Source organism: Streptococcus sp. 3109 (genome assembly GCF_013276905.1).
In the GTDB taxonomy this organism is placed as follows: Bacteria; Bacillota; Bacilli; order Lactobacillales; family Streptococcaceae; genus Streptococcus.
Genome location: NZ_VMLY01000011.1, coordinates 100,976 through 122,130, shown reverse-complemented (window position 1 = coordinate 122,130; position 21,155 = coordinate 100,976). Strand labels below are relative to the sequence as shown.

At 40.1% G+C, this 21,155-nt stretch carries 22 protein-coding genes, 1 pseudogene and 1 riboswitch; all 23 genes and pseudogenes read right to left on the bottom strand.

What is annotated here, in order from left to right; genetic code table 11:
* Positions 1-106: 106 nt before the first annotated feature.
* The 23 genes and pseudogenes from HT698_RS06610 to HT698_RS06500 all read right to left on the bottom strand — a co-directional run bounded on the left by HT698_RS06610 (position 107) and on the right by HT698_RS06500 (position 21,152).
* Positions 107-1,645, bottom strand: coding sequence for a damage-inducible protein CinA (locus tag HT698_RS06610; RefSeq protein WP_173219255.1), 1,539 nt, complete (start codon positions 1,643-1,645; stop codon positions 107-109).
* Between the two features lie 254 nt (positions 1,646-1,899).
* A complete protein-coding gene (gene cls, locus HT698_RS06605; RefSeq protein ID WP_173219252.1) occupies positions 1,900-3,432 on the bottom strand; it encodes a cardiolipin synthase in 1,533 nt (510 codons plus the stop codon).
* 251 nt (positions 3,433-3,683) lie between these two features.
* Positions 3,684-4,148 (bottom strand): annotated as a pseudogene (locus tag HT698_RS06600) (SP_0198 family lipoprotein).
* 83 nt (positions 4,149-4,231) lie between these two features.
* Positions 4,232-5,482: a folylpolyglutamate synthase/dihydrofolate synthase family protein gene (locus HT698_RS06595; RefSeq protein WP_173219249.1), complete on the bottom strand. Its 1,251-nt coding sequence runs from the start codon at positions 5,480-5,482 to the stop codon at positions 4,232-4,234.
* A 356-nt stretch (positions 5,483-5,838) separates the two neighbouring features.
* A complete protein-coding gene (locus HT698_RS06590) occupies positions 5,839-6,144 on the bottom strand; it encodes a DUF1292 domain-containing protein (protein WP_000017620.1) in 306 nt (101 codons plus the stop codon).
* Positions 6,145-6,164: 20 nt separating this feature from the next.
* Positions 6,165-6,584, bottom strand: a complete 420-nt coding sequence (ruvX, locus tag HT698_RS06585) for a Holliday junction resolvase RuvX (protein ID WP_004239076.1) — start codon at positions 6,582-6,584, stop codon at positions 6,165-6,167.
* Positions 6,585-6,587: 3 nt separating this feature from the next.
* The gene (locus HT698_RS06580; RefSeq protein WP_000507059.1) at positions 6,588-6,854 is read right to left on the bottom strand and encodes an IreB family regulatory phosphoprotein; all 267 of its coding nucleotides are present in this window, start codon (positions 6,852-6,854) and stop codon (positions 6,588-6,590) included.
* 86 nt (positions 6,855-6,940) lie between these two features.
* Positions 6,941-7,510 (bottom strand): SP0191 family lipoprotein, encoded by a 570-nt coding sequence (locus HT698_RS06575; RefSeq protein ID WP_004269739.1) that lies wholly within the window; start codon positions 7,508-7,510, stop codon positions 6,941-6,943.
* Between the two features lie 65 nt (positions 7,511-7,575).
* Positions 7,576-7,974, bottom strand: coding sequence for a transcriptional regulator Spx (gene spx, locus HT698_RS06570; protein WP_000591165.1), 399 nt, complete (start codon positions 7,972-7,974; stop codon positions 7,576-7,578).
* 135 nt (positions 7,975-8,109) lie between these two features.
* A complete protein-coding gene (mgtA, locus tag HT698_RS06565; RefSeq protein ID WP_173219246.1) occupies positions 8,110-10,770 on the bottom strand; it encodes a magnesium-translocating P-type ATPase in 2,661 nt (886 codons plus the stop codon).
* 194 nt (positions 10,771-10,964) lie between these two features.
* Positions 10,965-11,115, bottom strand: a riboswitch (M-box (ykoK) riboswitch).
* Positions 11,116-11,172: 57 nt separating this feature from the next.
* Positions 11,173-12,234: a Xaa-Pro peptidase family protein gene (locus HT698_RS06560; protein ID WP_049493919.1), complete on the bottom strand. Its 1,062-nt coding sequence runs from the start codon at positions 12,232-12,234 to the stop codon at positions 11,173-11,175.
* Positions 12,227-15,058, bottom strand: a complete 2,832-nt coding sequence (gene uvrA / locus HT698_RS06555) for an excinuclease ABC subunit UvrA (RefSeq protein ID WP_173219243.1) — start codon at positions 15,056-15,058, stop codon at positions 12,227-12,229. Before uvrA ends, HT698_RS06560 begins: the two co-directional genes overlap by 8 nt.
* A 373-nt stretch (positions 15,059-15,431) precedes the next feature.
* Positions 15,432-15,590, bottom strand: a complete 159-nt coding sequence (locus HT698_RS06550) for a hypothetical protein (protein ID WP_173219240.1) — start codon at positions 15,588-15,590, stop codon at positions 15,432-15,434.
* A 94-nt stretch (positions 15,591-15,684) separates the two neighbouring features.
* The gene (locus HT698_RS06545; RefSeq protein WP_173219237.1) at positions 15,685-16,023 is read right to left on the bottom strand and encodes a hypothetical protein; all 339 of its coding nucleotides are present in this window, start codon (positions 16,021-16,023) and stop codon (positions 15,685-15,687) included.
* A complete protein-coding gene (locus tag HT698_RS06540) occupies positions 16,010-16,432 on the bottom strand; it encodes a DUF1492 domain-containing protein (protein WP_173219234.1) in 423 nt (140 codons plus the stop codon). Before HT698_RS06540 ends, HT698_RS06545 begins: the two co-directional genes overlap by 14 nt.
* A 303-nt stretch (positions 16,433-16,735) precedes the next feature.
* Positions 16,736-16,984 (bottom strand): hypothetical protein, encoded by a 249-nt coding sequence (locus tag HT698_RS06535; RefSeq protein ID WP_173219231.1) that lies wholly within the window; start codon positions 16,982-16,984, stop codon positions 16,736-16,738.
* Positions 16,971-17,231, bottom strand: a complete 261-nt coding sequence (locus tag HT698_RS06530; RefSeq protein WP_240147155.1) for a replication protein — start codon at positions 17,229-17,231, stop codon at positions 16,971-16,973. Before HT698_RS06530 ends, HT698_RS06535 begins: the two co-directional genes overlap by 14 nt.
* Positions 17,232-17,361: 130 nt before the next feature.
* Positions 17,362-17,628, bottom strand: a complete 267-nt coding sequence (locus HT698_RS06525) for a hypothetical protein (protein ID WP_023935896.1) — start codon at positions 17,626-17,628, stop codon at positions 17,362-17,364.
* A 63-nt stretch (positions 17,629-17,691) separates the two neighbouring features.
* Positions 17,692-17,931 (bottom strand): hypothetical protein, encoded by a 240-nt coding sequence (locus tag HT698_RS06520; protein ID WP_023935898.1) that lies wholly within the window; start codon positions 17,929-17,931, stop codon positions 17,692-17,694.
* Entirely contained in the window at positions 17,931-18,530 is a 600-nt protein-coding gene (locus HT698_RS06515) for a hypothetical protein (RefSeq protein WP_240147154.1), read from the bottom strand. The genes HT698_RS06520 and HT698_RS06515 overlap by 1 nt, the downstream gene beginning before the upstream one ends.
* Positions 18,531-18,613: 83 nt before the next feature.
* On the bottom strand, positions 18,614-18,772 hold the full coding sequence (locus HT698_RS06510; protein ID WP_080710203.1) for a DUF2292 domain-containing protein: 159 nt from the start codon (positions 18,770-18,772) through the stop codon (positions 18,614-18,616).
* A 185-nt stretch (positions 18,773-18,957) separates the two neighbouring features.
* Complete coding sequence (locus HT698_RS06505) at positions 18,958-19,464, bottom strand: hypothetical protein (protein ID WP_173219225.1); 507 nt, start codon at positions 19,462-19,464, stop codon at positions 18,958-18,960.
* 458 nt (positions 19,465-19,922) lie between these two features.
* A complete protein-coding gene (locus HT698_RS06500; protein WP_173219222.1) occupies positions 19,923-21,152 on the bottom strand; it encodes an AAA family ATPase in 1,230 nt (409 codons plus the stop codon).
* Between the last annotated feature and the right edge of the window lie 3 nt (positions 21,153-21,155).

Genomic DNA, 21,155 nt, shown 5'->3' with positions numbered 1-21,155 from the left:
TCTAAAATGTTCTTTCTAAAAAGTATTATACCACTCTAAAAAGAAAAATCAATATCTTGTGTTAAAAATCCTAAAATTTTTAAAAATACACAAGATATTGATTTGGTTATTTGATTTTATAGACTTTAAACTCTGAGTAATCAGTCTTTACTTGTTGGTAATTTTCTTTCAAGATTGTTTCTACTTCAGACCAGACTGGCACCTTGTCATTTACCACAATCACCTTAGGTTGTTTTTCTTTCAAGTCATTGAGTAACTTATTCCGATTTTCCTCAGTTGCTGTATAGTGCACGGGAGACAAAATCGCCGATGGCGACAAGCGCTCACTCTTACGATAAAGAGTCGCAGTATCATCCCATGCATAGATAGCATCTTCCGTATTTGTCTCCTCTTTTACCAAATCAGCAAGACGATCACGTTCTTGATAAGGTACCGGATAAAGAACAAACTTCATCAAAAAAGGAACAGACAAAAGATAGACAAGCCCTAAAACTGGCAGATATAGATTTCCTTTGAAGAAACGACTCCATAGGCTAACTGGCGTTTCTCTTCGTCTTCTTCTAACACTACGCCCCCTCTGTTGACTCTTAATATTGGTTACCAATAAAAGTAGGAAAACAGGGAAGACGACCATCAAATAAGAAGCGTGCAGAGGCTCTTGTGAAAAGAAAAGCAAAATCAAACCTAAAATTGTCACAAGACTTGCAGGAACCGAAATGACGTATAGTTTAGAGGGCTTGGATTGAAAGAGACCTAAAAAGATACAAACCACAAATCCCAAACCAAGGGACAACAAGCCATAAAAAGCCATATTCTCTAAAATTTTAGAAGTGAAATCAAAGCTAATACTGTCAATAGGATAACGAATACCACTAATGGCATCCCCAAAACTTCCTGTTGCAACACTATAGTAGGCAGTTGGATAAAAGATAAGTGAAAAACCTAAAGCCACTGCAAGAAACTGATAAAACCCATGCGCAAAGCGTCTATGCCCAAGGTTAAAGACCAACAAGCCTAAACTCACTACAGCAATAAACAGGAGCGATGATAAGGGAGCAAAGAAAAATCCTCCTGCCAAAGCCAGCCCAATCCGTACAAATCCCTTATCATGGCTTGGATTGCTTAGATAAGTCGCAACTAAACTAAAGGCTGCTAATAAGAAAGGAAGCGCTAAAAGAGTCGCATAACCTCCACCAAAAGCAAGACCTGTAACTAGCATGTAAAAAATAGTCACCACTTGTCCAGCTTGGTCTCCTTGCTCTGTCAAGGTGTCTGCCGATCGAAAGAGGAAAAATCCTCCTGCTACCAAGGCTAACCACTCAAAGATGGCAAAGAAAAATCCGCCCTGAGTCACGTAAGTCAGCAAATAATAAAGCAAACCTTGACTTCCATAATAATCGCTGTAAATCTTCCCTGCCTGATGAAGGGCCCAACCTGTATAAAAATCCTGCACTTCCTGTGCACTCATTAAATCGAGTAATAGCGGTACTCCTAGAGTTATCCCCGTTACAAGCGTACTCCATAGTAAAATTTTCACCAAAGGAAGACGACTTGATTCACGATGATGCGATTCTTGTTTGATTTGGTATTCTAGAGGTTCACGATTCTCCTGATGAACTTCTTCTACTCTACCATACACACTCATATCGTTTCTCCTATTCAATTTATCTGTCTTAGTATATCAAAAAGTCCTAGGATTGTCAGCTTGCGATGGCTGTTTGAGTGATTTTTTGCATAGTTTCACAAAGGTTTCAATTTCCCGAAAACGGTGTAAATGTGTCTGTTTAAATGTTATGATATAATCCAATTCTTTCTGAGTCAGCATCGTTCCTCCTATATCTTTCTATTCGTAAAAGGCAAGAAAAATAGGACTGGTTTGTGTCCTCAGTCCTAGATTTCTTATAAGATTGGAGCGAATAACTGGGCGATTTCTTTTACAAGTTTTTGATACCAGCTTGTTTTGATAGAATGAGGATAGACTTCCTGAGAATCTGCAAATATATTTTGAAAATCTCGGGCTATTTCCATTATAGAAGGAGTTTTATAGAGTAAGACTGCATTTTCATAATGGTGTACCAAGCTTCGGTAGTCGAGATTGATTGTCCCCACCACCGCAAAATCTTCGTCTACCAACATCTGCTTACTATGAATAAAACCTGGACTATACTCATAAATCCGAACTCCAGCAGAAAGAAGGTCTGGATAAGCCCCTCTTGTGACTAACTGAATGAACTTCTTATCTGGTATGTAAGGGGTGATAATCCGAACATCGACCCCTCTCATAGCAGCATTTTTGATTGTCTCTGTTAAATCATAGTCTATGATCAAATAAGGTGTCGTAATATAGACCGATTCCGTTGCTTGATTGATCAAACTCTGATAAACTTTTTTTCCTACCTGCGTTCGAAAAATTGGCTTGGGTCCACTCCCGTATGGAATGGTTAAACCGTCACTTGGGATAGAATGATTTTCTAAATGATATTGATCAAAATCACTAATCTCTCCTCGATTGATGTACCAAGTGGTTAAAAACAAGCGTGTCAGGGCTTTTACTGCTAGTCCGTCCAAGCGAATTCCACTATCCTTCCAATAACCAAATCTCTCGACGTGGTTAATGTACTCATCGGCTAAGTTAATGCCTCCTGTATAAGCTATCTGACCATCAATAATCAATATTTTTCTATGATCTCTGTTATTATAGGCCACTGTCAAACGAGGAATAACTTTATTGAATTTATGGGCCTCGATGCCCAGCTGACGAAGTCGATGTGCATAATCTCCTGTTAAAGTAGCCATACAGCCAATATCATCATAGAGCAGTTTAACCTCAATGCCTTGAGCGACCTTTTGCTCCAAGATTTCTAGAATACGATTCCACATCAAACCTTCTTCTATAATGTAATATTCCAAGAAAATAAATTTCTCAGCCTTTTTAAGATCTTCTACCATCTTTTTCCACATGGCTTCTCCGCTAGGAAAATATGTAGAGGCAGTTTGATCATAGACATCGGCATTGGTATCCATACTCAATAAGGACTTGATGACGCCATATGCCGCCTTGTCACTTTCTTTTAATTCCTCTTTTAGTAGCTGGCTATTTGCTTCTTGGAAATGCATGGAGCCTAGCTTCTTCAGTTGTTTGATTTCTTTTTTGGACAATCTCCTCTCACCAAACATCAGATAGAGCAAGGGGCCAAATACTGGCACAAAGGCTACTAATAACCAGGTTACCTTATTCTCAGGAGTCGTATTACGGTTGACTATCGAAATGATTGTGATGATACTCAGTAGAATGAGGACAGTAATCCATAAAATGGGAGCCATGCGTCCTAAATAAAGAAAGAGACCAAAAACAAGACACAGTTCAAGTAGCATAATCGAAAGACTAAAGCCATACTTGGACATCAATAATTGAAATTTTCTATATTTCATATCCCCTCCTTGATATTTTGATACTCAATGAAAATCAAAGAGCAAACTAGGAAACTAGCCGCAGGCTGTACTTGAGTACGGCAAGGCGACGTTAACGCGGTTTGAATTTGATTTTCGAAGAGTATGAATGCTAAAAACAGGTAATTGATACTAGTATAACTCAGGTATTCGACAGAAGGCAAGTATTTATGATTATTTTCTAGGTAAAAGTAAAAAGGATGAAAAATCCAGCACTTTCTACTTGCATAGTCTTATTTAGCTAAAACGATTTGGTCCGATGGGTCTCTATCCATATCATCTACGACGATTTGATTACCGTTTACAGTGTAAATTTTGACATCATCGCCAATAATCATGCGTTGATTTGCTGCATCAAATGTGAGCTGTTTGACTTTCTGATTCCCGTCAGATTCGAACTCAGTCCATGTACCAGTTGTACCAGTCACTACCAAAGTGATACGGCCTCCTTCATCCTGACCAGTATAAGTTCCATCAATATCGGTCGGTTGAGCCTCGGGCGCATTTTGTGAAGAACTTGTTGCTACCTAGTTTGTATTTTCTGTAGACGATGAAGCAGCAGGTTGTGATTGCTGAGTTTGTTGTGTTTGCGCTTGAGCTGCTGGTTGTTGAATCTGTTGAGCTCTTTGTGAACAAGCTACTAAGAGACTAAGACTTGCTAGAGAAGCAAGAGAAAGTGTGAATCTTTTTAATTTCATGATGGATTTCCTTTCTGCTACCAATTTAGAGAAATTTTCTCTAACCAGCAATTCCCCTAGTATAACAAGTTCAAAAAAGGAGTTCAATTCATCTGCTCATGCCCCAGTAGGTAGCCCCGTACTTCTGAGATAAAATAGAGAGACCCTGTAATGAATAACAAGTCCTGCGTATCTGCTCTTTCTTCAAAACTGCTGATAAATTCTCGGTAAGAAGAAACTATATCGTAACCTGTCACATCCCTTTCGTCCAAAGCTCCCTGATAGTCAAAACCAGTCACCTTGAGTTCCACCTGAGGCAAATTCTCAGTCAGATAAGCCAACATCCCTTGATAATCCTTACGTTTCAAGGCTCCAAATAGGATTTGAGGACGATAGCCTTCCTGCTCTTTTTCTTTGATAAACTCCACCAGGCGAGTCAAGGCAGGAAGGTTATGAGCACCGTCCAAGTAAATCTGAGGACAAATACGCTCCAAACGGCCAGCCCAATGGGTCTTCTCCAAAGCCTTTCTTACAACCTGCTCATCAACAGATTCCTTTCTTTCTCCCATAAAAAGAAGAAAAGTTTGCAACGCCAAGGCTGCATTTTCCTGCTGATAAGCTCCTTCTAAGCCTATTTTCAACTGCGAAATATTTAGTAAAGAACTTGAAAAATCCCCATTCAGCATTGAAAAATCTTGACCTGCCTGATAAAGGTCAACAGTTAAAAATCCTGCTTTTTTCTGACAGACAAGCCTAGCTTCTGGAGCCAATTTCGCAATCACTGCCTTCTTACCAGCCTTGAAAATACCAGCTTTCTGCTCTGCGATTGCTTCTAGACTATCGCCCAAAGTTTCTTGATGATCGAACCCGATGGAAGTGATGACAGCAAGCTCTCCAGTTACCACATTAGTCGTATCAAGTAAGCCACCAATTCCCACTTCTAGTAAAACCAAGTCCACCTCTTGCTCCCTAAAGTAGAGGAAAGCAATCAAGGTCAGCAATTCAAAAAAGGACAACTGGTCATGGGTTTGCAGAAGCGTTTTCTCCATCTCCTTGACCTGCTCAGCCAAACGGATAAAGTCTGCGTCTGCTATAGGTTGCCCATTAATGCAGATTCGGTCATTGATAGAGACGATATGAGGGGAGGTAAAGGTCGCGACTTTTTTACCATGCCCCATAAATAACTCCCTCATAAAAGCAATGGTAGATCCTTTCCCATTAGTCCCTGTTACATGGATAATAGGATAAGACTGCTCGGGATTTCCTAACAAATCCACCGCTTGCTGCATTCGACCCAAACCTGATCGAAAATTCAAACCAATCCGACTATGGAGCCATTCTTCTACTTCAAACATATACATCTCCTTAATTACAGGTTCAATCAACTGCCTCAATAAAGTCTCATAACTAACAAAAACGAGGCCAGGATTTTCGTCCCGACCTCTCACCTGGTTAGCTAATCACTAGCAACTATGAATATTAACTTGGGGTAAAAACGTCCTCCGGACGTTCCAACTCTTCCAATTTCTAGGAGTTGGGCTGATACAGTCTCCCAGACTTACTTACGGTCTTTATTTTTAGCGTCAGGCTAAAAACGTCCCCCGGACTTACCAGTTCTCTCTTATTTTAAGGAACTGGGGTAAAAATGTTCACTGGATATGCCTGCGTTTCTATTTTCTAGCGCAGGGCTAAACACGTCCACTGGATGTTTTTACTCCTCCATAAAGCTGTTGAAGACTTCTTCAATCATGTTCCATTCGTCTTCTGAGTCTTCTGGGATTGGTTGCAATTCGCCTTCTGTTCCATCTTCGTTTTCGATGAATGAGTAAGCTTGGATTTCAACTTGTCCGTCTTCGTCTTCTTCTGCGTTAACTGGTACTAGAAGAACATAGTTTTTACCAAATTCTTCTTTTCCATCAATCGTCAAAAGGATTTCAAACAAGGTTTCATTTCCTTGCTCATCTACTAGTGTAATTAGTTCACGTTCTTCGTGGTCGTGGTTATGATCGTGTGACATAGCCTCTCCTTTATATTATATTAAAATTTTCTATCTAAATAATTTTGTAAAATCAGCTGAGCTGCTAACTTATCAATGACTTTCTTGCGCTTATTGCGACTGATATCTGCTTGTTCAATCAACATACGCTCAGCGGCCACTGTTGTCAAGCGTTCATCTTGATAGTCTACTGGTAAACCAAAAAGCTCTTCTAGCTTTGCTCCGTATGCTTGACTAGCTTCTACGCGCGGTCCGCTTGTATTGTTCATGTTTTTAGGCAAGCCCACTACAAATCGTTCCACCTTATAAGTATCAACCAACTCCTTAACGCGGTCAAAACCAAATTGGCCTTGCTCCTCATTGATTTGGATGATTTCAAGTCCTTGAGCCGTAAAACCGAGCGGATCGCTAATCGCCACCCCTACCGTTTTTGAACCGACGTCCAATCCCATAATTCTCATAGGTTACAGATCGACTCCTTGTCCTTTAAGGTAGTAGCGGACCAATTCCTCAACGATTTCATCACGCTCATACTTACGGATTTGATTTCGTGCATTATTATAACGAGGAACGTAGGCAGGGTCTCCACTCAATACGTAACCTACGATTTGGTTGATTGGGTTGTAGCCCTTATCGTTCAACGAAGCATAGACATCAGTCAAAGTTTCGCTAATTTCTTTTTTATTGGAATCGTCCAATTTAAAACGTACTGTTTCTTCAGTAAATCCCATTCTAACACCCTCTTTCCTTAGAATAGTACCATTATAGCATAATTCCTTACGTTCTACAATTCAGGCAGTCTATTTATTTGGATTTTCTATTGTTCTGTCGCGCCATTTGCCAATCTGTCTGAAATATATTTGCTTGGTTCATTCTTCAAGAGATTTTCTAAGCCAATATTCTTCAAATATTCTAACTGAGAAGCCTTCTTGACATCCAGAACTTGAAAATCAAAACTAGTTGTTGTTTGAAGTTCTGTTGCACTCAATAATTTGGTTTCAAGCTTAAATCCTGCCAATTTACGAGCTTCTATGATGGACTCATCCTTCTCCTCCGCCTCAAGAAGAGCTTTTTGAGTTTCTTCCACTCCATGTTGGTCAATATAGGTCTTCAACTCATCTGAGACTGGACGTTTTTGTTGAATCGTTAAGCTCAAAAAAGTCTTGTCTTTGTAAGTAATGGTTTGTGTCTGCTGGCTACCATCATCTGACTTGGGCAAGACCAAAGTCTTGGTCACAACTGTATTCTTCTCAGCATTCTCAATAACTGGCAATGCCGACTGAAGCGTATCCTTTTCTGTTTTTGTAGCTGGTCCAGTTTCCTTTTTCTGTCCGCAACCAACCAGGACAAAAAGGAAAGCTAGACTAACAAGAACTATTTTTTTCATTTCTTTCTTCTTTCTTTTTGAAATTAAAATAGAATAAGACTGGGAATTGCTCCCAGCCTTGATGTTTATAGAGCTGCACGCAAACGTGCTTCTGCATTTTCTACATTACGGACAGAGCGTGGTAGGAAGGCACGAATATCGTCTTCCTTATAGCCAACTTGCAGGCGTTTTTCATCCACAAGGATTGGGCTCTTTAAAATTCTCGGTGTTTCCATAATCAGATTAAGGACTTCATTGACACTCAAATCTTCAATATCCACTCCAAGGGCTTTGGCATAGCGATTTTTAGACGAAACGATGCTGGCTATTCCGTTATCTGTTTTGGTTAGAATATCCAGTAATTCTTCTCTCGTAATTCCTTCTTTACCAAGGTTTTGTTCTTTATAACTTAACTGGTGGGCATTGAGCCAGGTTTTTGCTTTTTTACAGCTAGTACAACTTGAGACTGTATAAATTTTAATCATGTACCTACCCCTTTCGCTACATGTTACTATCAGTTTAGTCTATTATACCATAAAAAACATCCGACTTGCGACCTATTTTTAAATTTTTTTGACTTTTTTCGTCATTTTCGTACTTTTTTCTTGACAAAATAAAATTTACAGCCATTCTTGATATTTCTTGATATAAATTTTTTTCACAATTGTCACGCTAATCATATACAAAATAATGATGAAAAGTAAAAAGATGAAATAAATCGGTTTTAAAGGAGTTAGATGAAGTAGGATTGCGAGTGGACTGTAGGGAAGGAAGGTCACAAAGGCTGCAGCCAATAAGGTTGTCACAAGGACTAGCCAAGCCGGACGACTTTGTAAAAAGGGAATTTTAGCTGAACGCAGCATATGAATAACCATGGTCTGTGACCACATGGACTCGATAAACCAACCTGTCTGAAACAAGACAATAAATCCTACGGCAGACTCTGCCCCATGAACATAAACTTGACCTGTCGTCATGGGTACAATGATAAAATAGAGCAAAATAAAGGTCAAAATATCAAAGGCAGAAGATATAGGCCCCATCCAAATCATGAAACGTGTGATGGACTTAGCTTCCCAGGTATGCGGATTTCTCAAAAAATCTTTATCCACCTTGTCAAAAGGCAAGGCAATACAAGACAAATCATAGACTAGATTTAGGATAATCAAATGGACTGGTGCCATTGGTAAAAATGGCAAAAAGATTCCAGAGACCAATAGGGATAAGATATTTCCAAAATTAGAACTCACTGTCATTTTGATATATTTGGTCATATTGGCATAGACCTTACGCCCTTCAACAAGTCCTTTTTCAAGCACCATGAGATCCTTATCAAGTAGGATAACATCAGCTGTTTCTTTGGCAATATCTACTGCTGTATCAACAGAAATTCCCACATCTGCAACTTTCATAGAAGGAGCATCATTGATCCCATCTCCCATATAGCCTACAGCATGACCATTAGCCTTAAATTGCAAAATAATCCTTGCTTTTTGGTCAGGTGAAAGCTTGGCAAAGACGGTTACCTCCTCCACGGCTTGAGCCAATTCTTGATCACTCATCTGATCGATTTCAGATCCTAACAGCATCTGATTGATATCCAAACCAACCTTTTCACAGACTGCTTGGGTAACTTTTTCGTTGTCTCCCGTCAAAATTTTTGTTTGAACTCCATGTTCTAATAGAGCCTTAATTGCTGGTGCTGCAGATGGTTTAGGAGGATCTAGGAAGGCTAAATAACCAGTTAGAATCATCTCCCCTTCATCATCAACTGTATAGGCATGGCCTTCCCTCAAACCTGACTTATAGGCCACTCCCAAGACACGCAAACCTTGTTGATTTAGTTGTCTGACTTCTGCTAAAATTTCTTCTCTAATAACATCTGTCAAGGGAGTAATCTCTCCTTGGTATTCCGCATAACTGGAAATCGTCAACATTTCCTCTAGGGCACCCTTGGTTACCAAACTAACAACTTCGTGTTCATCCTTAACGATAACACTCATCCGTCTACGTTCAAAATCAAAGGGAAGCTCATCTATTTTTTGAAAAGTTTGATCCAGATTTTGTAAGAGGGTGTGTTCTTTGGCTTCCTTTTCAGTCCGTTTGATGATGGCTCTGTCCATCAAATTTTTCAAGCCCGTTTGAAAATAAGAATTGAGATAAGCTCGTCTCAAGACGGTCAAATCCAAGCGTCCGTGGATGTCCAAGGGATATTCAAGGACAATTTCGTCTTGGGTTAGAGTTCCTGTCTTATCTGTACACAAAATATCAATCGCCCCTAAGTCCTGTATGGCATTGAGTTTCTTGATAACCACTTTTTCCTTGGCCATAATGATGGAGCCCTTTGCTAGACTGGCCGTGATAATCATAGGAAGCATCTCAGGTGTCAATCCAACACCAACACTCAAAGCAAATACGCCAGCTTCTAACCAATCTCCATCTGTTAAACCATTGGACAAGAAAACGATAGGCACCATGACCAGCATCAAACGAATCAAGAGCCACGAAATACTATTCATCTCCCGTTCAAACGAAGTAGGCTCATCATAGGTGTTCAAAGTCTGCTCAATGGCCCCCATCATGGTATCATCACCAACTGCTAAAACCACGGCCTTGGCACTACCAGACAAGACATTGGTTCCCATAAAGGAGAGCGCTTCTGCTTCTAGCAGACTATCAGATTGTTGAACTGTTGCCTTGGTCAAGGCCAATTTTTCAACCGATTCACTTTCACCTGTCAAGCCCGACTGTTGTACAAAGAAATCGCGCGACTCAAATAAAAGAAGATCTGCTGGAATCATGTCTCCAGCGCTTAATTTAACCACGTCACCCACTACCAAATCATCGATAGGTACTTCTTGAATTTCTCCTTGACGAATGACAGTCGCTGTGTTGACAATCATTTTTGATAGATTGGTCGCAGCCTTATCACTACGGAGTTCTTGGACAAAGCGTATGCCACCAGAAATGAGGACTAGGACAACGATGATAATAGAAGTCGTCGGATCCTCTTGACCTGGTTTTGCCAACCAGACATTGGTCACCAAGGAAATCACGGCGATGACCAGTAAGATAATCGTAAAAGGATTGATAATGGATTCGTAAATCTTTTTGAGGATACTGTCTTCTTGACCCTTTGTGATGGTATTTTCGCCATATAGGTCACGATTTTTCTCCACCTGCTCCTCAGTCAAGCCTGTTAGACTTGTCTTATAAAAAGATAGAGTTTCGTTTAAAGATGTATGAATAGCTGTTGCTAATCTTTCTTTTGTAGTTTTCATTGGTTTCTCCTATCTGTATGAATGATGTGTTTCATACACAGAGACCAATCACTTTATAAGGACAGAACGACACAAATCAGCGATTGGCTGTGTATGTGCGGTTCCGGATGATCGTCAATTTGCATCGTTTATCTCCTTTCTTTGATTTAAACAGTAGAAAATCCCACCATAAAATGGCAGGATTAAAAAACTAATTATCTGTTTTTCGTTCAAGCTTTAACTCCATAGGGCAATGTAATGAGCTTAGTCTTGGCCTTCGCGACCAGGACTGTTGACCAACGAGTAGTGTCTCCACTGCTTTGCGGTAGTCATCCGTATCCCTATGGTAGCCTCACCTACCGTTTTCGTCTTTCAGTATAAACCTTTAAAATTTAAAAGTCAATCATTTGAGTTGTTTAACTCTTAAATAACTATCAACTCTTTTGGAGCAAGGGTCAATAATTCACAACCTGTCTCTGTAATCAGAATATCATCCTCGATACGAACGCCATATTTGCCTTCGATATAGATACCTGGCTCATCTGTCAATGCCATACCTGCCTTAATAGTTTCTGTAGAAGTTTGGCTAAAGTAAGGCTCTTCATGGATATCCAGTCCAATACCGTGTCCAATACCGTGGGTAAAGTAGTCGCCATAGCCTGCCTCGATGATAATATCACGAGGAATTTTGTCAAAGTCACGGAAACCTAAGCCAGCCTTAGCCTGGTCAATCAAGGCTTGGTTGGCTTTCAAAACCGTATTGTAAATCTCTGCCTGCTCGTCGCTAACATGCCCCAAGTAGATAGTTCGTGTCATATCACTGACATAGTGGTCATATAGGCAGCCGAAATCCATGGTAATGGCTTCTCCCAATTCCACTGGTTTGTGCATGGGATGGGCATGGGGTTTAGAAGAGTTGATACCGCTGGCTAGGATAGTGTCAAAAGACAAGCCAGATGCTCCCAACTCACGCATGCGGAAGTCAAGGAAGTTGGCAATCTCAATTTCAGTCTTTCCTGGCTTAATAAAGTCAAGCGCATCGCGGAAAGCTTGGTCTGAGATAGAACAAGCCTTGCGAATAGCTGCAATCTCCGCTTCATCCTTAATCATTCGAAGACCTTCAACAAACTGAGTCTGTGGAAGCAAGTCCAAACCTGCAAAAGCTGCCTGCATACGGTGATAATAAGAGACTGAAATCTCGTCCTCAAAACCGATTCGAGACAAGCCCATGTCCTTAACAATACCCGCAATGACAGCCAATTCATCACGGTCAGCCACAATCTCAAAACCACTGGTTTCTTGCTTGGCCGCAATGATATAGCGAGAGTCTGTCACCAAGACCTGACGATCACGGCTGATAAAGACTGTTCCGTTTGACCCCCAAAAACCAGTCAAGTAGTAGACGTTTTTAAGATTGTTGATGATGATACCATCTAGTTCTTTTTCTTGCATTTTAGCTAGAAATGCTTGTACGCGTTTATTCATGATGTAACTTTCCTTTCAAATAGTGTCCTGTGTAGCTTGCTTCGTTGGCCGCTACTTCTTCTGGAGTTCCTGTTGCGATGATGGTTCCACCACCGACACCGCCCTCAGGTCCCAAGTCAATAATATGGTCTGCCGTCTTGATAACATCCAGATTGTGCTCAATGACGAGGACTGTATTGCCATCGTCAACAAAGCGAGCCAAGACTTTAAGCAAGCGAGCGATATCCTCTGTATGGAGTCCTGTCGTCGGCTCATCCAGAATGTAGAAAGATTTTCCTGTCGATCGTTTGTGAAGTTCGCTAGCCAACTTCATACGCTGAGCTTCTCCCCCAGAAAGGGTGGTAGCTGGTTGACCTAGCGTCACATAGCCCAGTCCCACATCCTTGATGGTCTGAAGTTTACGTTGAATCTTTGGAATGTGTTGGAAGAACTCCACCGCATCGTTGACGGTCATATCCAAGACTTGCGAGATATTCTTTTCCTTATAGTGAACTTCTAGGGTTTCACTGTTGTAACGGGTCCCGTGGCAAACTTCACAAGCCACATAAACATCTGGCAAGAAGTGCATCTCAATCTTGATAATCCCGTCACCTGAGCAGGCTTCACAGCGACCACCCTTGACATTGAAACTGAAACGCCCCTTCTTGTAGCCTCGAATCTTGGCTTCATTTGTCTGGGCAAAAAGGTCACGTATATCGTCAAAAACTCCTGTATAGGTAGCAGGGTTAGACCTCGGCGTTCGTCCGATAGGACTTTGGTCAATATCAATCAAGCGGTCTACATGCTCAATCCCTGTAATCGTTTTAAACTTACCAGGTTTGTCTGAATTGCGGTTGAGTTTTTGAGCAATGGCTTTTTTGAGGATGCTGTTAATTAAGGTCGATTTCCCTGAACCTGACACACCTGTCACCGCGATGAATTTTCCTAGTGGAAAGCGAGCTGTGACATTTTGCAGGTTGTTCTCACGCGCACCTGTCACTTCGATAAAACGACCATTTCCGGTACGGCGCTCGTCTGGCACTGGAATGGCACGTTTGCCTGACAAGTACTGACCTGTGATAGACTTGCTGTTGCGAGCCACTTGCTTAGGGGTTCCTGCCGCAACAATCTCCCCACCAAAAACACCGGCACCGGGACCAACGTCAATCAGATAATCCGCCTCACGCATGGTATCTTCGTCATGTTCCACCACGATGAGGGTATTACCTAAATCGCGCATCTTTTTCAGACTGGCAATCAGGCGGTCATTGTCCCTCTGGTGGAGACCGATTGACGGCTCATCCAGGATATAAAGGACACCTGATAAGTTGGAACCAATCTGGGTCGCCAAGCGAATGCGCTGACTTTCCCCACCTGAAAGGGTTCCTGCTGAACGAGATAGGGTCAGATAGTTGAGACCCACGTTATTCAGGAAGGTCAAGCGGTCCTTGATTTCCTTGAGAATGGGACGGGCGATGATGGCTTCATTTTCAGACAAGGTTAACTGACTCACCAACTCCAAGTGGTCTGCGATAGACAGGTCTGAAATTTCTCCGATATGTGGCCCTTGCTCGCCGCCCACACGGACAGACAAGGCCTGGTCATTGAGACGATAACCGTGACAGGTTCCGCAGGTCAGCTCATTCATGTAGAGGCGCATCTGGGTGCGAGTGTAATCGCTGTTTGTCTCGTGATAACGACGCTTGATATTATTGACAACTCCTTCAAACGGAATGTCAATATCGCGCACGCCACCAAATTCATTTTCATAGTGGAAATGGAATTCCTTGCCATCTGAACCATAGAAAATCAAGTTCTTATCTTCTTCTGACAAGTCCTCAAAAGGCTTATCCATATCCACTCCAAAGGCTGTCATAGCCTGCTCTAGCATGTTTGGATAGTAGTTGGATGAGATAGGATTCCAAGGAGCCAAGGCTCCCTCGCGTAGCGTTTTGCTGGCATCTGGCACCACCAAATCAGTATCCACCTCCAGCTTGATGCCCAAGCCGTCACACTCACTACAAGAACCAAAAGGAGCATTGAAGGAGAAGAGACGTGGCTCTAACTCTGGGACAGTAAAACCGCAAACTGGACAGGCATAGTGCTCAGAGAACAATAACTCAGAGTCGTCCATAGTGTCGATAATGACATAACCTTCTGCGATACGAAGGGCAGCCTCAATGGAATCAAAGAGACGGCTACGAATGCCCTCCTTGATGACAATACGGTCAACTACGACATCAATATTGTGTTGCTTGCTCTTAGACAACTCTGGCACTTCGGTCACATCATAGACTTCCCCATCCACACGGACACGGACATAACCGTCTTTCTGAACCTTCTCAATAACACTCTTATGTTGACCTTTTTTCTTGCGGATGACAGGAGCTAAAATTTGCAGGCGCTGGCGTTCAGGTAACTCCAAAACCTTATCCACAATTTGCTCCACAGAAGAGGCCTTGATAGCTCCATGCCCGTTGATACAGTAAGGCGTCCCCACACGCGCGTAGAGGAGACGCAGATAGTCGTTGATTTCAGTCGTTGTTCCCACCGTCGAGCGAGGGTTTTTGCTAGTCGTTTTCTGGTCGATGGAAATAGCTGGGCTCAGACCATCAATGGCATCTACATCAGGCTTCTCCATATTTCCCAAGAATTGACGAGCATAGGCTGACAAACTCTCTACATAGCGCCGTTGTCCCTCGGCATAGAGGGTATCAAAGGCCAGACTGGATTTCCCTGAACCTGACAAGCCGGTCACGACAACCAACTTGTCTCGTGGAATCTCCACATCAATATTTTTTAAATTATGGGCACGCGCCCCATGAATGACAATTTTATCTTGCATCTTTGTTCTTTCTAGTCCATTATTGCTTACCATTATACCAAAAAAAGTGAGATTCTATTACCCAAAAGGATGAATTTATAGTATAATAAAAAACTTCTTATTTTATGTTTCCTTAGGGCTTCCTAACCCTTATATCACGCGCTTTTGAACAAAAAATACTAACATTACTTTTTACTACTTGCTCCCCCAAAGTACGCAAAAAGGGGAGCAAAAAAGCCCCACAAAAGGGCAATCAATCGATGAGTTCAGCAGGCAAGAAACTAGCACGGTCAAACGTGCTTTTTTATTGCTGATAAGTTCATTATACCACGTAGTATATAAAAGGCAAAAATAACTCATATCAAAAAGCACTTAGATTTCTCTAGGTGCTTAATTAAATTGATTCTAGTTTTAGACTCCTGACAAATTCATCCCATTCGTCATCTAACTCCTCAACAGTTTTGTTTTTATTTCGTTCATAGGCTTTTTTTAACAATTCATCCAGATTGTCGTCTTCGGCTTCTGGCCAATCATAAATATCTTTTTTAACCATATCATTCAATCCTTCCAAATTCAAATTTAAACACTTCACATAAAATTTTAAGTATTTTCTCTTACGCTATGACTTCATTATAAACTTTCCTATCCTAATATTCAATCAACAATACACCGTCTCGATAGCTTTTAGCAAAGTCTAGCAGTATCTCAGCTTTGAGACTTTCATACTCAGCCTTATCAATGCCCAATGCCTCGTATAACTGCCATATCTTTAACCTCTCTCCAGTTCGCCTTGTAAAGAGATTGGAGAATATATCACGCCTTACATCGTCCAGATTGTCCCTGAAGGCTTCAATCACGCGCACCAATTCCAGCGCTTTGGCTTCAAATGCTCCATCTTGACCGTATAGGCTCAATTTAACCAGTGAGTGATAGCTTTTCAGAAATCTGTAGGCCTGCTTTGTTGTCTCTTCTTTATCGATTGGCATTTTTAACCTTGGCCAAGTTCTCAATGGCTTTTTTCTTAATTCTGTAAATTTGTACTTTGCTAAAATTTAACTCCTTACAAACCTCAGCCATAGGTAGGTTATTCACATATATCATTGTCAATACCAAACATTCTTCAATTTCATCTAGCTGATCTATTAATTTCATTGTTGCTATCCGCTCGTCTATAAGGGCGCTCATTTGCTCCACTATCTCATCTTTTTGTTCCAAGATTTCAAGTATCTTATCCTCAGTAGTATTGGTTTTGCTAGTTTTTACCCTTGTAGTGAATTGATTGGATCCAGATAATAGTCCATTGTCTAAACTTTGGTACTTTAGTTGCAGTCTCTGGATAAGGTCGTTCCCTTTCTTTACTCTTTTTAGTTGTTCCTCTATTTCTTTAATGGTCAAGTTGACTCTCCTTTTTGGTGTAATATTTGCGTTTTCTCTATGTTCGCTCTAGCTTCAAATGCTTTCCCGTGAGAAAAAATGTACAGTGACGGTGTGAAGCTCATAGAAGCGCGTGGGGAGGGAGATAGCCCCCCATATCTCCTTGTGGTTTGATAAGCAATTAAGGGATGTTTTTATCTCTCTTATTTCCTTGTCATTCTGCAAGCAATTAAGGCAAGTTATTTCTTTGCTTATCTGCTTGTCATTTCTCAGGGAGTTAAGGAGGGTTTTTATTGCTCTTATCTGCTTGATAACTGATAAGCTCTATTCATTACAAAAACCTATATTGTCCCAGAATATCCGCAATCCTTTTGTATTTTTAATTTCTGAAATAGCTTTTTCTGCTTCTTCTTTTGTCGGATAGACTTCTATAATATCTTTGGGATTTTTTCCACCTATCCTATATCTTACCTCAAAATGTCCAGTATCAATCTGCGTCAAAAACACGGTATCAACTTCATCAACCACCGCTAACTTATTCAACTTATTTAAACGGTTTTTAATCGCCTTCATCTAGTATCTTCGCCTCTAATATTTCTAATTGCTCTACTACTTCAACCATTTCAACCGCCTTATAAGCCATGTTTAGAATGCTCTGGGCGCTTTGTTGTCTAGCGTAAGGGCTTACTGTCTCATCTAGCATAATTTCCCTCAATACGGTTACAGCCTCAACACTCGCATTCTGTAACAGCGTAGTAGACTCCTTGAGTTGTTCGCTACGTCTTTCACGGTAAACCCTCTTAAAAGTTACATCGTTCAAGTAATTGTAAGCCGTCCTTCTGGTTATTCCACTTAATTCACTAGCTTTTTTACATTCCCAGTCATGAGATAATTGGCCATAAATATTTCTTTTTTTCTGCTTAATTCTGTCAAATACTAGTCACCTCACTTTATTGGTCTAATTCTGGAAACTCACTTATCCCAGTCATTTCCCTAAGTTCATCCATACGTTTTTTTGATTTCTTATAGTCTGCTAGCTTAATATCTTTAAATGGTGTTTTAATAAAATCATCCATATCTATCTTTATTTCATCTTGCTGAAAAGCAAATCTTAAACAATCCACATATAAAGATATACATTCATCAGTTGTTGCATATTCCGTCTTTCCAGCATACTCTTCTAACTTTTCTAGTCTTGCTTTTAAACTTCTAACCATTCCCCTACCTCGTGTGTAATTCTGTCTGATTTATGTAAAAAAAGGGGATTGCTCCCCTCCACATCACAAACCTAATAAACCACGTCTTTCTTTGCCCAGTAGCTTATCATACAAGGCTTTATCTTTCTCATATAGTTCATGTCTACGCTTGTAGCCCATAGCCTTAAACTCTTCAAGGGTTACAGCTTCCTCTTCGTAAGATTTTGAAATACTTTCTACGTTCTTGGCAAGCCCCTGCAGTAAGTCAGCTTGTCTCTTCTCTTCTTCGATTTCTTGAAACAGTTGTTTATGTTCATCTTTCATTATTGTTCTCCCTCAAAATAGTTAATACGATTCACAAAATACGCCAAATCATCACTCGGATCTAAATAGCGGTGCTGGTTTCCCATATAACCAGCTACACCACTGTAAATGTAAGGCTTACTTACTCCACTATATTCTGGAGATGTATTCAGGCGGTCAAATAACTCTTCGATACCTGTTTCTCTTACCTCATCAGCCAATCTCTTAGCAGTGTTTTTGTAGTTTTCGTTATAATTTGCAATCAACTCTAAAAGCTCAATAGATTTCTGTTTGATTTCTTGACGCTGGCGTTTCACTGTTTCATCTTGTTCTAATGCTGTCTCTAAATAACCTTTCGCATTAATTTTTCTAGCGTCTGCCACTATTGAGTCAATTCGTTCTTTTTCGAGTTTTGTTCTTTGTGCTTTCATATCAGCAATATATTTCTCTTTAGAATTGACTGCCTTAAAATCTTCAAAAGTTTGTAACTCAGCTTTCTTAGATTTAATAGCCTCAACTTCTTTTTCGGTTTTCTTGATTTCCTCATCAAAGCGATCAAAAATCTCTAATTGAGTCCGTACTTTGTCCATCTGGTTTTTGACTTCTTGCAATGTTGGCATTTCTTTTTCCTCCAATCTTTCCAAAAACAAAAGAGGCATAGCCAAAATAGATTACTCTACTTTATGCTATACCTCTGATTTTTTCAGTCAGTATTCTTTTTAAATATTGTTGTTTTAGATTCCACGCTGGAGACAATCTCGCCGTCTTGTATTTTAAGCGTGATACTCCCAAACCTTGGAACCTCTAACAGTTTTATTATACCATAACTTTTGAAATAAATAAAGCCTTCTTGTATTTCCATGTTTAGCCTCTCATGCTATTTGTATAGAACCATCATACTGGTTAGTGTATCCATATCCTCACTATTCCCCACTGTTGCCTCTGTATATTTCACGTCAATAACTTCAACGCCTGCCATAAAACCATTTACCCGGCTTTCAAAATCCTCTAGGCTTTACTTGTATTTCTGATAAAATAGTTTAATTTTCATGTTGTTTTTCCTCCTTTTTTTATACTCCGATAGTCAATCCCCACAAGTTTTTTACGTTCATCGTGGATAATATATCCCTGTTGTATGGCTATAATTACAAAATGTTTTAGTAGTTGGTCTTCATGCTTCAAAGTCTGAATAAGCTCACTGTTTTTAAAAGTTTCCCAGTCAGAAATATAAGAAGCAGATTCTCCATCTTGTGGTGAAAGAAGATCCAACTTTCTTTCCTCCATCTTCTCGTATATCCTTTTTGTGCTATGCCTTAATCGTGGAGTTTTAGACAGCAATTCCCTAGATGGATTTCCAAAGTTCATACCTTGCCATGTACAGGTTAGCTTATCGAACACTAGATATTTTCTTGCTTTATCAAAAATATACCTCATCGGTTCGTTATCACCAGTCCACTTAATAACTTCTCCAATATTTTCCATGTAGGGCATTGTCTTGAATGCTAAAAAGTGCTTATCCTGGATAACTCGTTTTTTTAATCTCTTCTTTACCACTAGTTACCTACTCCATTTCTTTACAAGTTACACCCGCGCACCGTGGAAGTGTTGAAGGACAGGGTTACAGGGTTACAGGGGGCGTAGCTCAATCGCCCCTGTTCCTGTACCTGTTCTTACTTCCACAATTCACGGACACTTGGACAAACTAGAATTGACGCTAGGCTATTCTAGTCGTGTCCCTGATTTTGTCCCTGTTTACATTGTAAAATTTTACAACGCTTTACAAGTCTTTACATATTCCAACAAACCCCATAAAACCAATGGTTTAAAGGTATTATTTATTAGTTTACAAATGTAAAAAAACGCTATTTTACATCTTTTACACCGAGTTGTAAAGAGTTGTAAATTTTACGTTTGTAAAGGTGTAAAATCTTGTAAAATTTTTACACTTTTTTTACAACTTTTTACAAGTCTTTACATTGTAAAATTTACAAGTCTTTACACATTTTGAATTGTTAATAAGTTGGGTTTTCTTGTATCAATCCATCTATAACCACCACATTATTATCAGATTCCTCAATTAGTTTATCTAAGCTAGGTCTACTAATTTTTGCGAAACGTGAAAGCTCTGATTTTCTTGGTAATCTATTATTTACCTGTTCAAAGTCTGCTATCATAGATTTTAATTTATTCGTCGCTCTTTCTCTAATTTCTTCATTAGCCAACACCTTTTCTTTAATATCCTTTGGTAATGGTATTCCTGGTTCGTGGTAAGCTAATATTTTCTCCTTATCGTTTATCAACTGTGGATAGTAGAAAAGAAAATTTTTCTCCCCGTCATAATCAACTTCCGAGGTGACCGCTTCAAGTCTCCAATAAGTTCGTGTTTTTAATGGCAAATCTATGTTATCAAAATTTTGTAGAATTTCTCGCGTTTGTTCAGTAGGTAAATGTTCCAGCGCTACCTCTATATGGTTTCGTAAATCCTCGCTTGTTGCTCTCTTGTTTTTGAAATTGATATAGTCATTTGTTACATTTAGCTGAAAATATCTTTTATTGTGCGTAGTTATTACATTCTTGGCCAAATCCCAGACAGCTTCTAATCTCTCTAGGCGTAACAATTCGGGATCTAATTCCATCTTGAAAAATTCTAACAAGCTATCGCAATGAGCTAGGGACTCTGACCACTGGGCAAAGTCTGAACTTTCCGTAGTCCCTTTCGGTCTATCTCTATGACTTTGTGTATAGATCAGGCCACCGCCTACGTGTTGGTTAATCTGTTGCAAATAATCCCCTAAGGAGCCCCCGAACTGCAGTAGTTTCAAATTATCAATACTATCAATAATAACCACTTGAAAAGCGTTGTTTGGTACTTTATCTTTTACAACTTTGGCTAAATCTTCTAAGGCCGTTGACTTTGGAAGAGTTAAGATAGAAATATTGTCAAGATCTTTTTGCTCAACTTCTAAAAGTTGGGCAATCTGCATGAACTTACTAAAACAGTCGTTTTCTTTATGATTCGTATTGATATACAAGACGTTGAAAGCTCTTTTACTCTTCCACTCTAGCCAATTACTCCCCTGGGCTAAAGATAGAGCTAGGGAAATAACTACGCTAGTCTTTAAGGATCTTCTTGGCGCCGATATACCCAATACTTGCCCGCGTCTCAACAATCCTGTCAAAATGCTAGCAGATGGCCCTATTGTCTCGGCAGGAACTTGTCCTAGTTTTTTAATTTCTGTCATTGG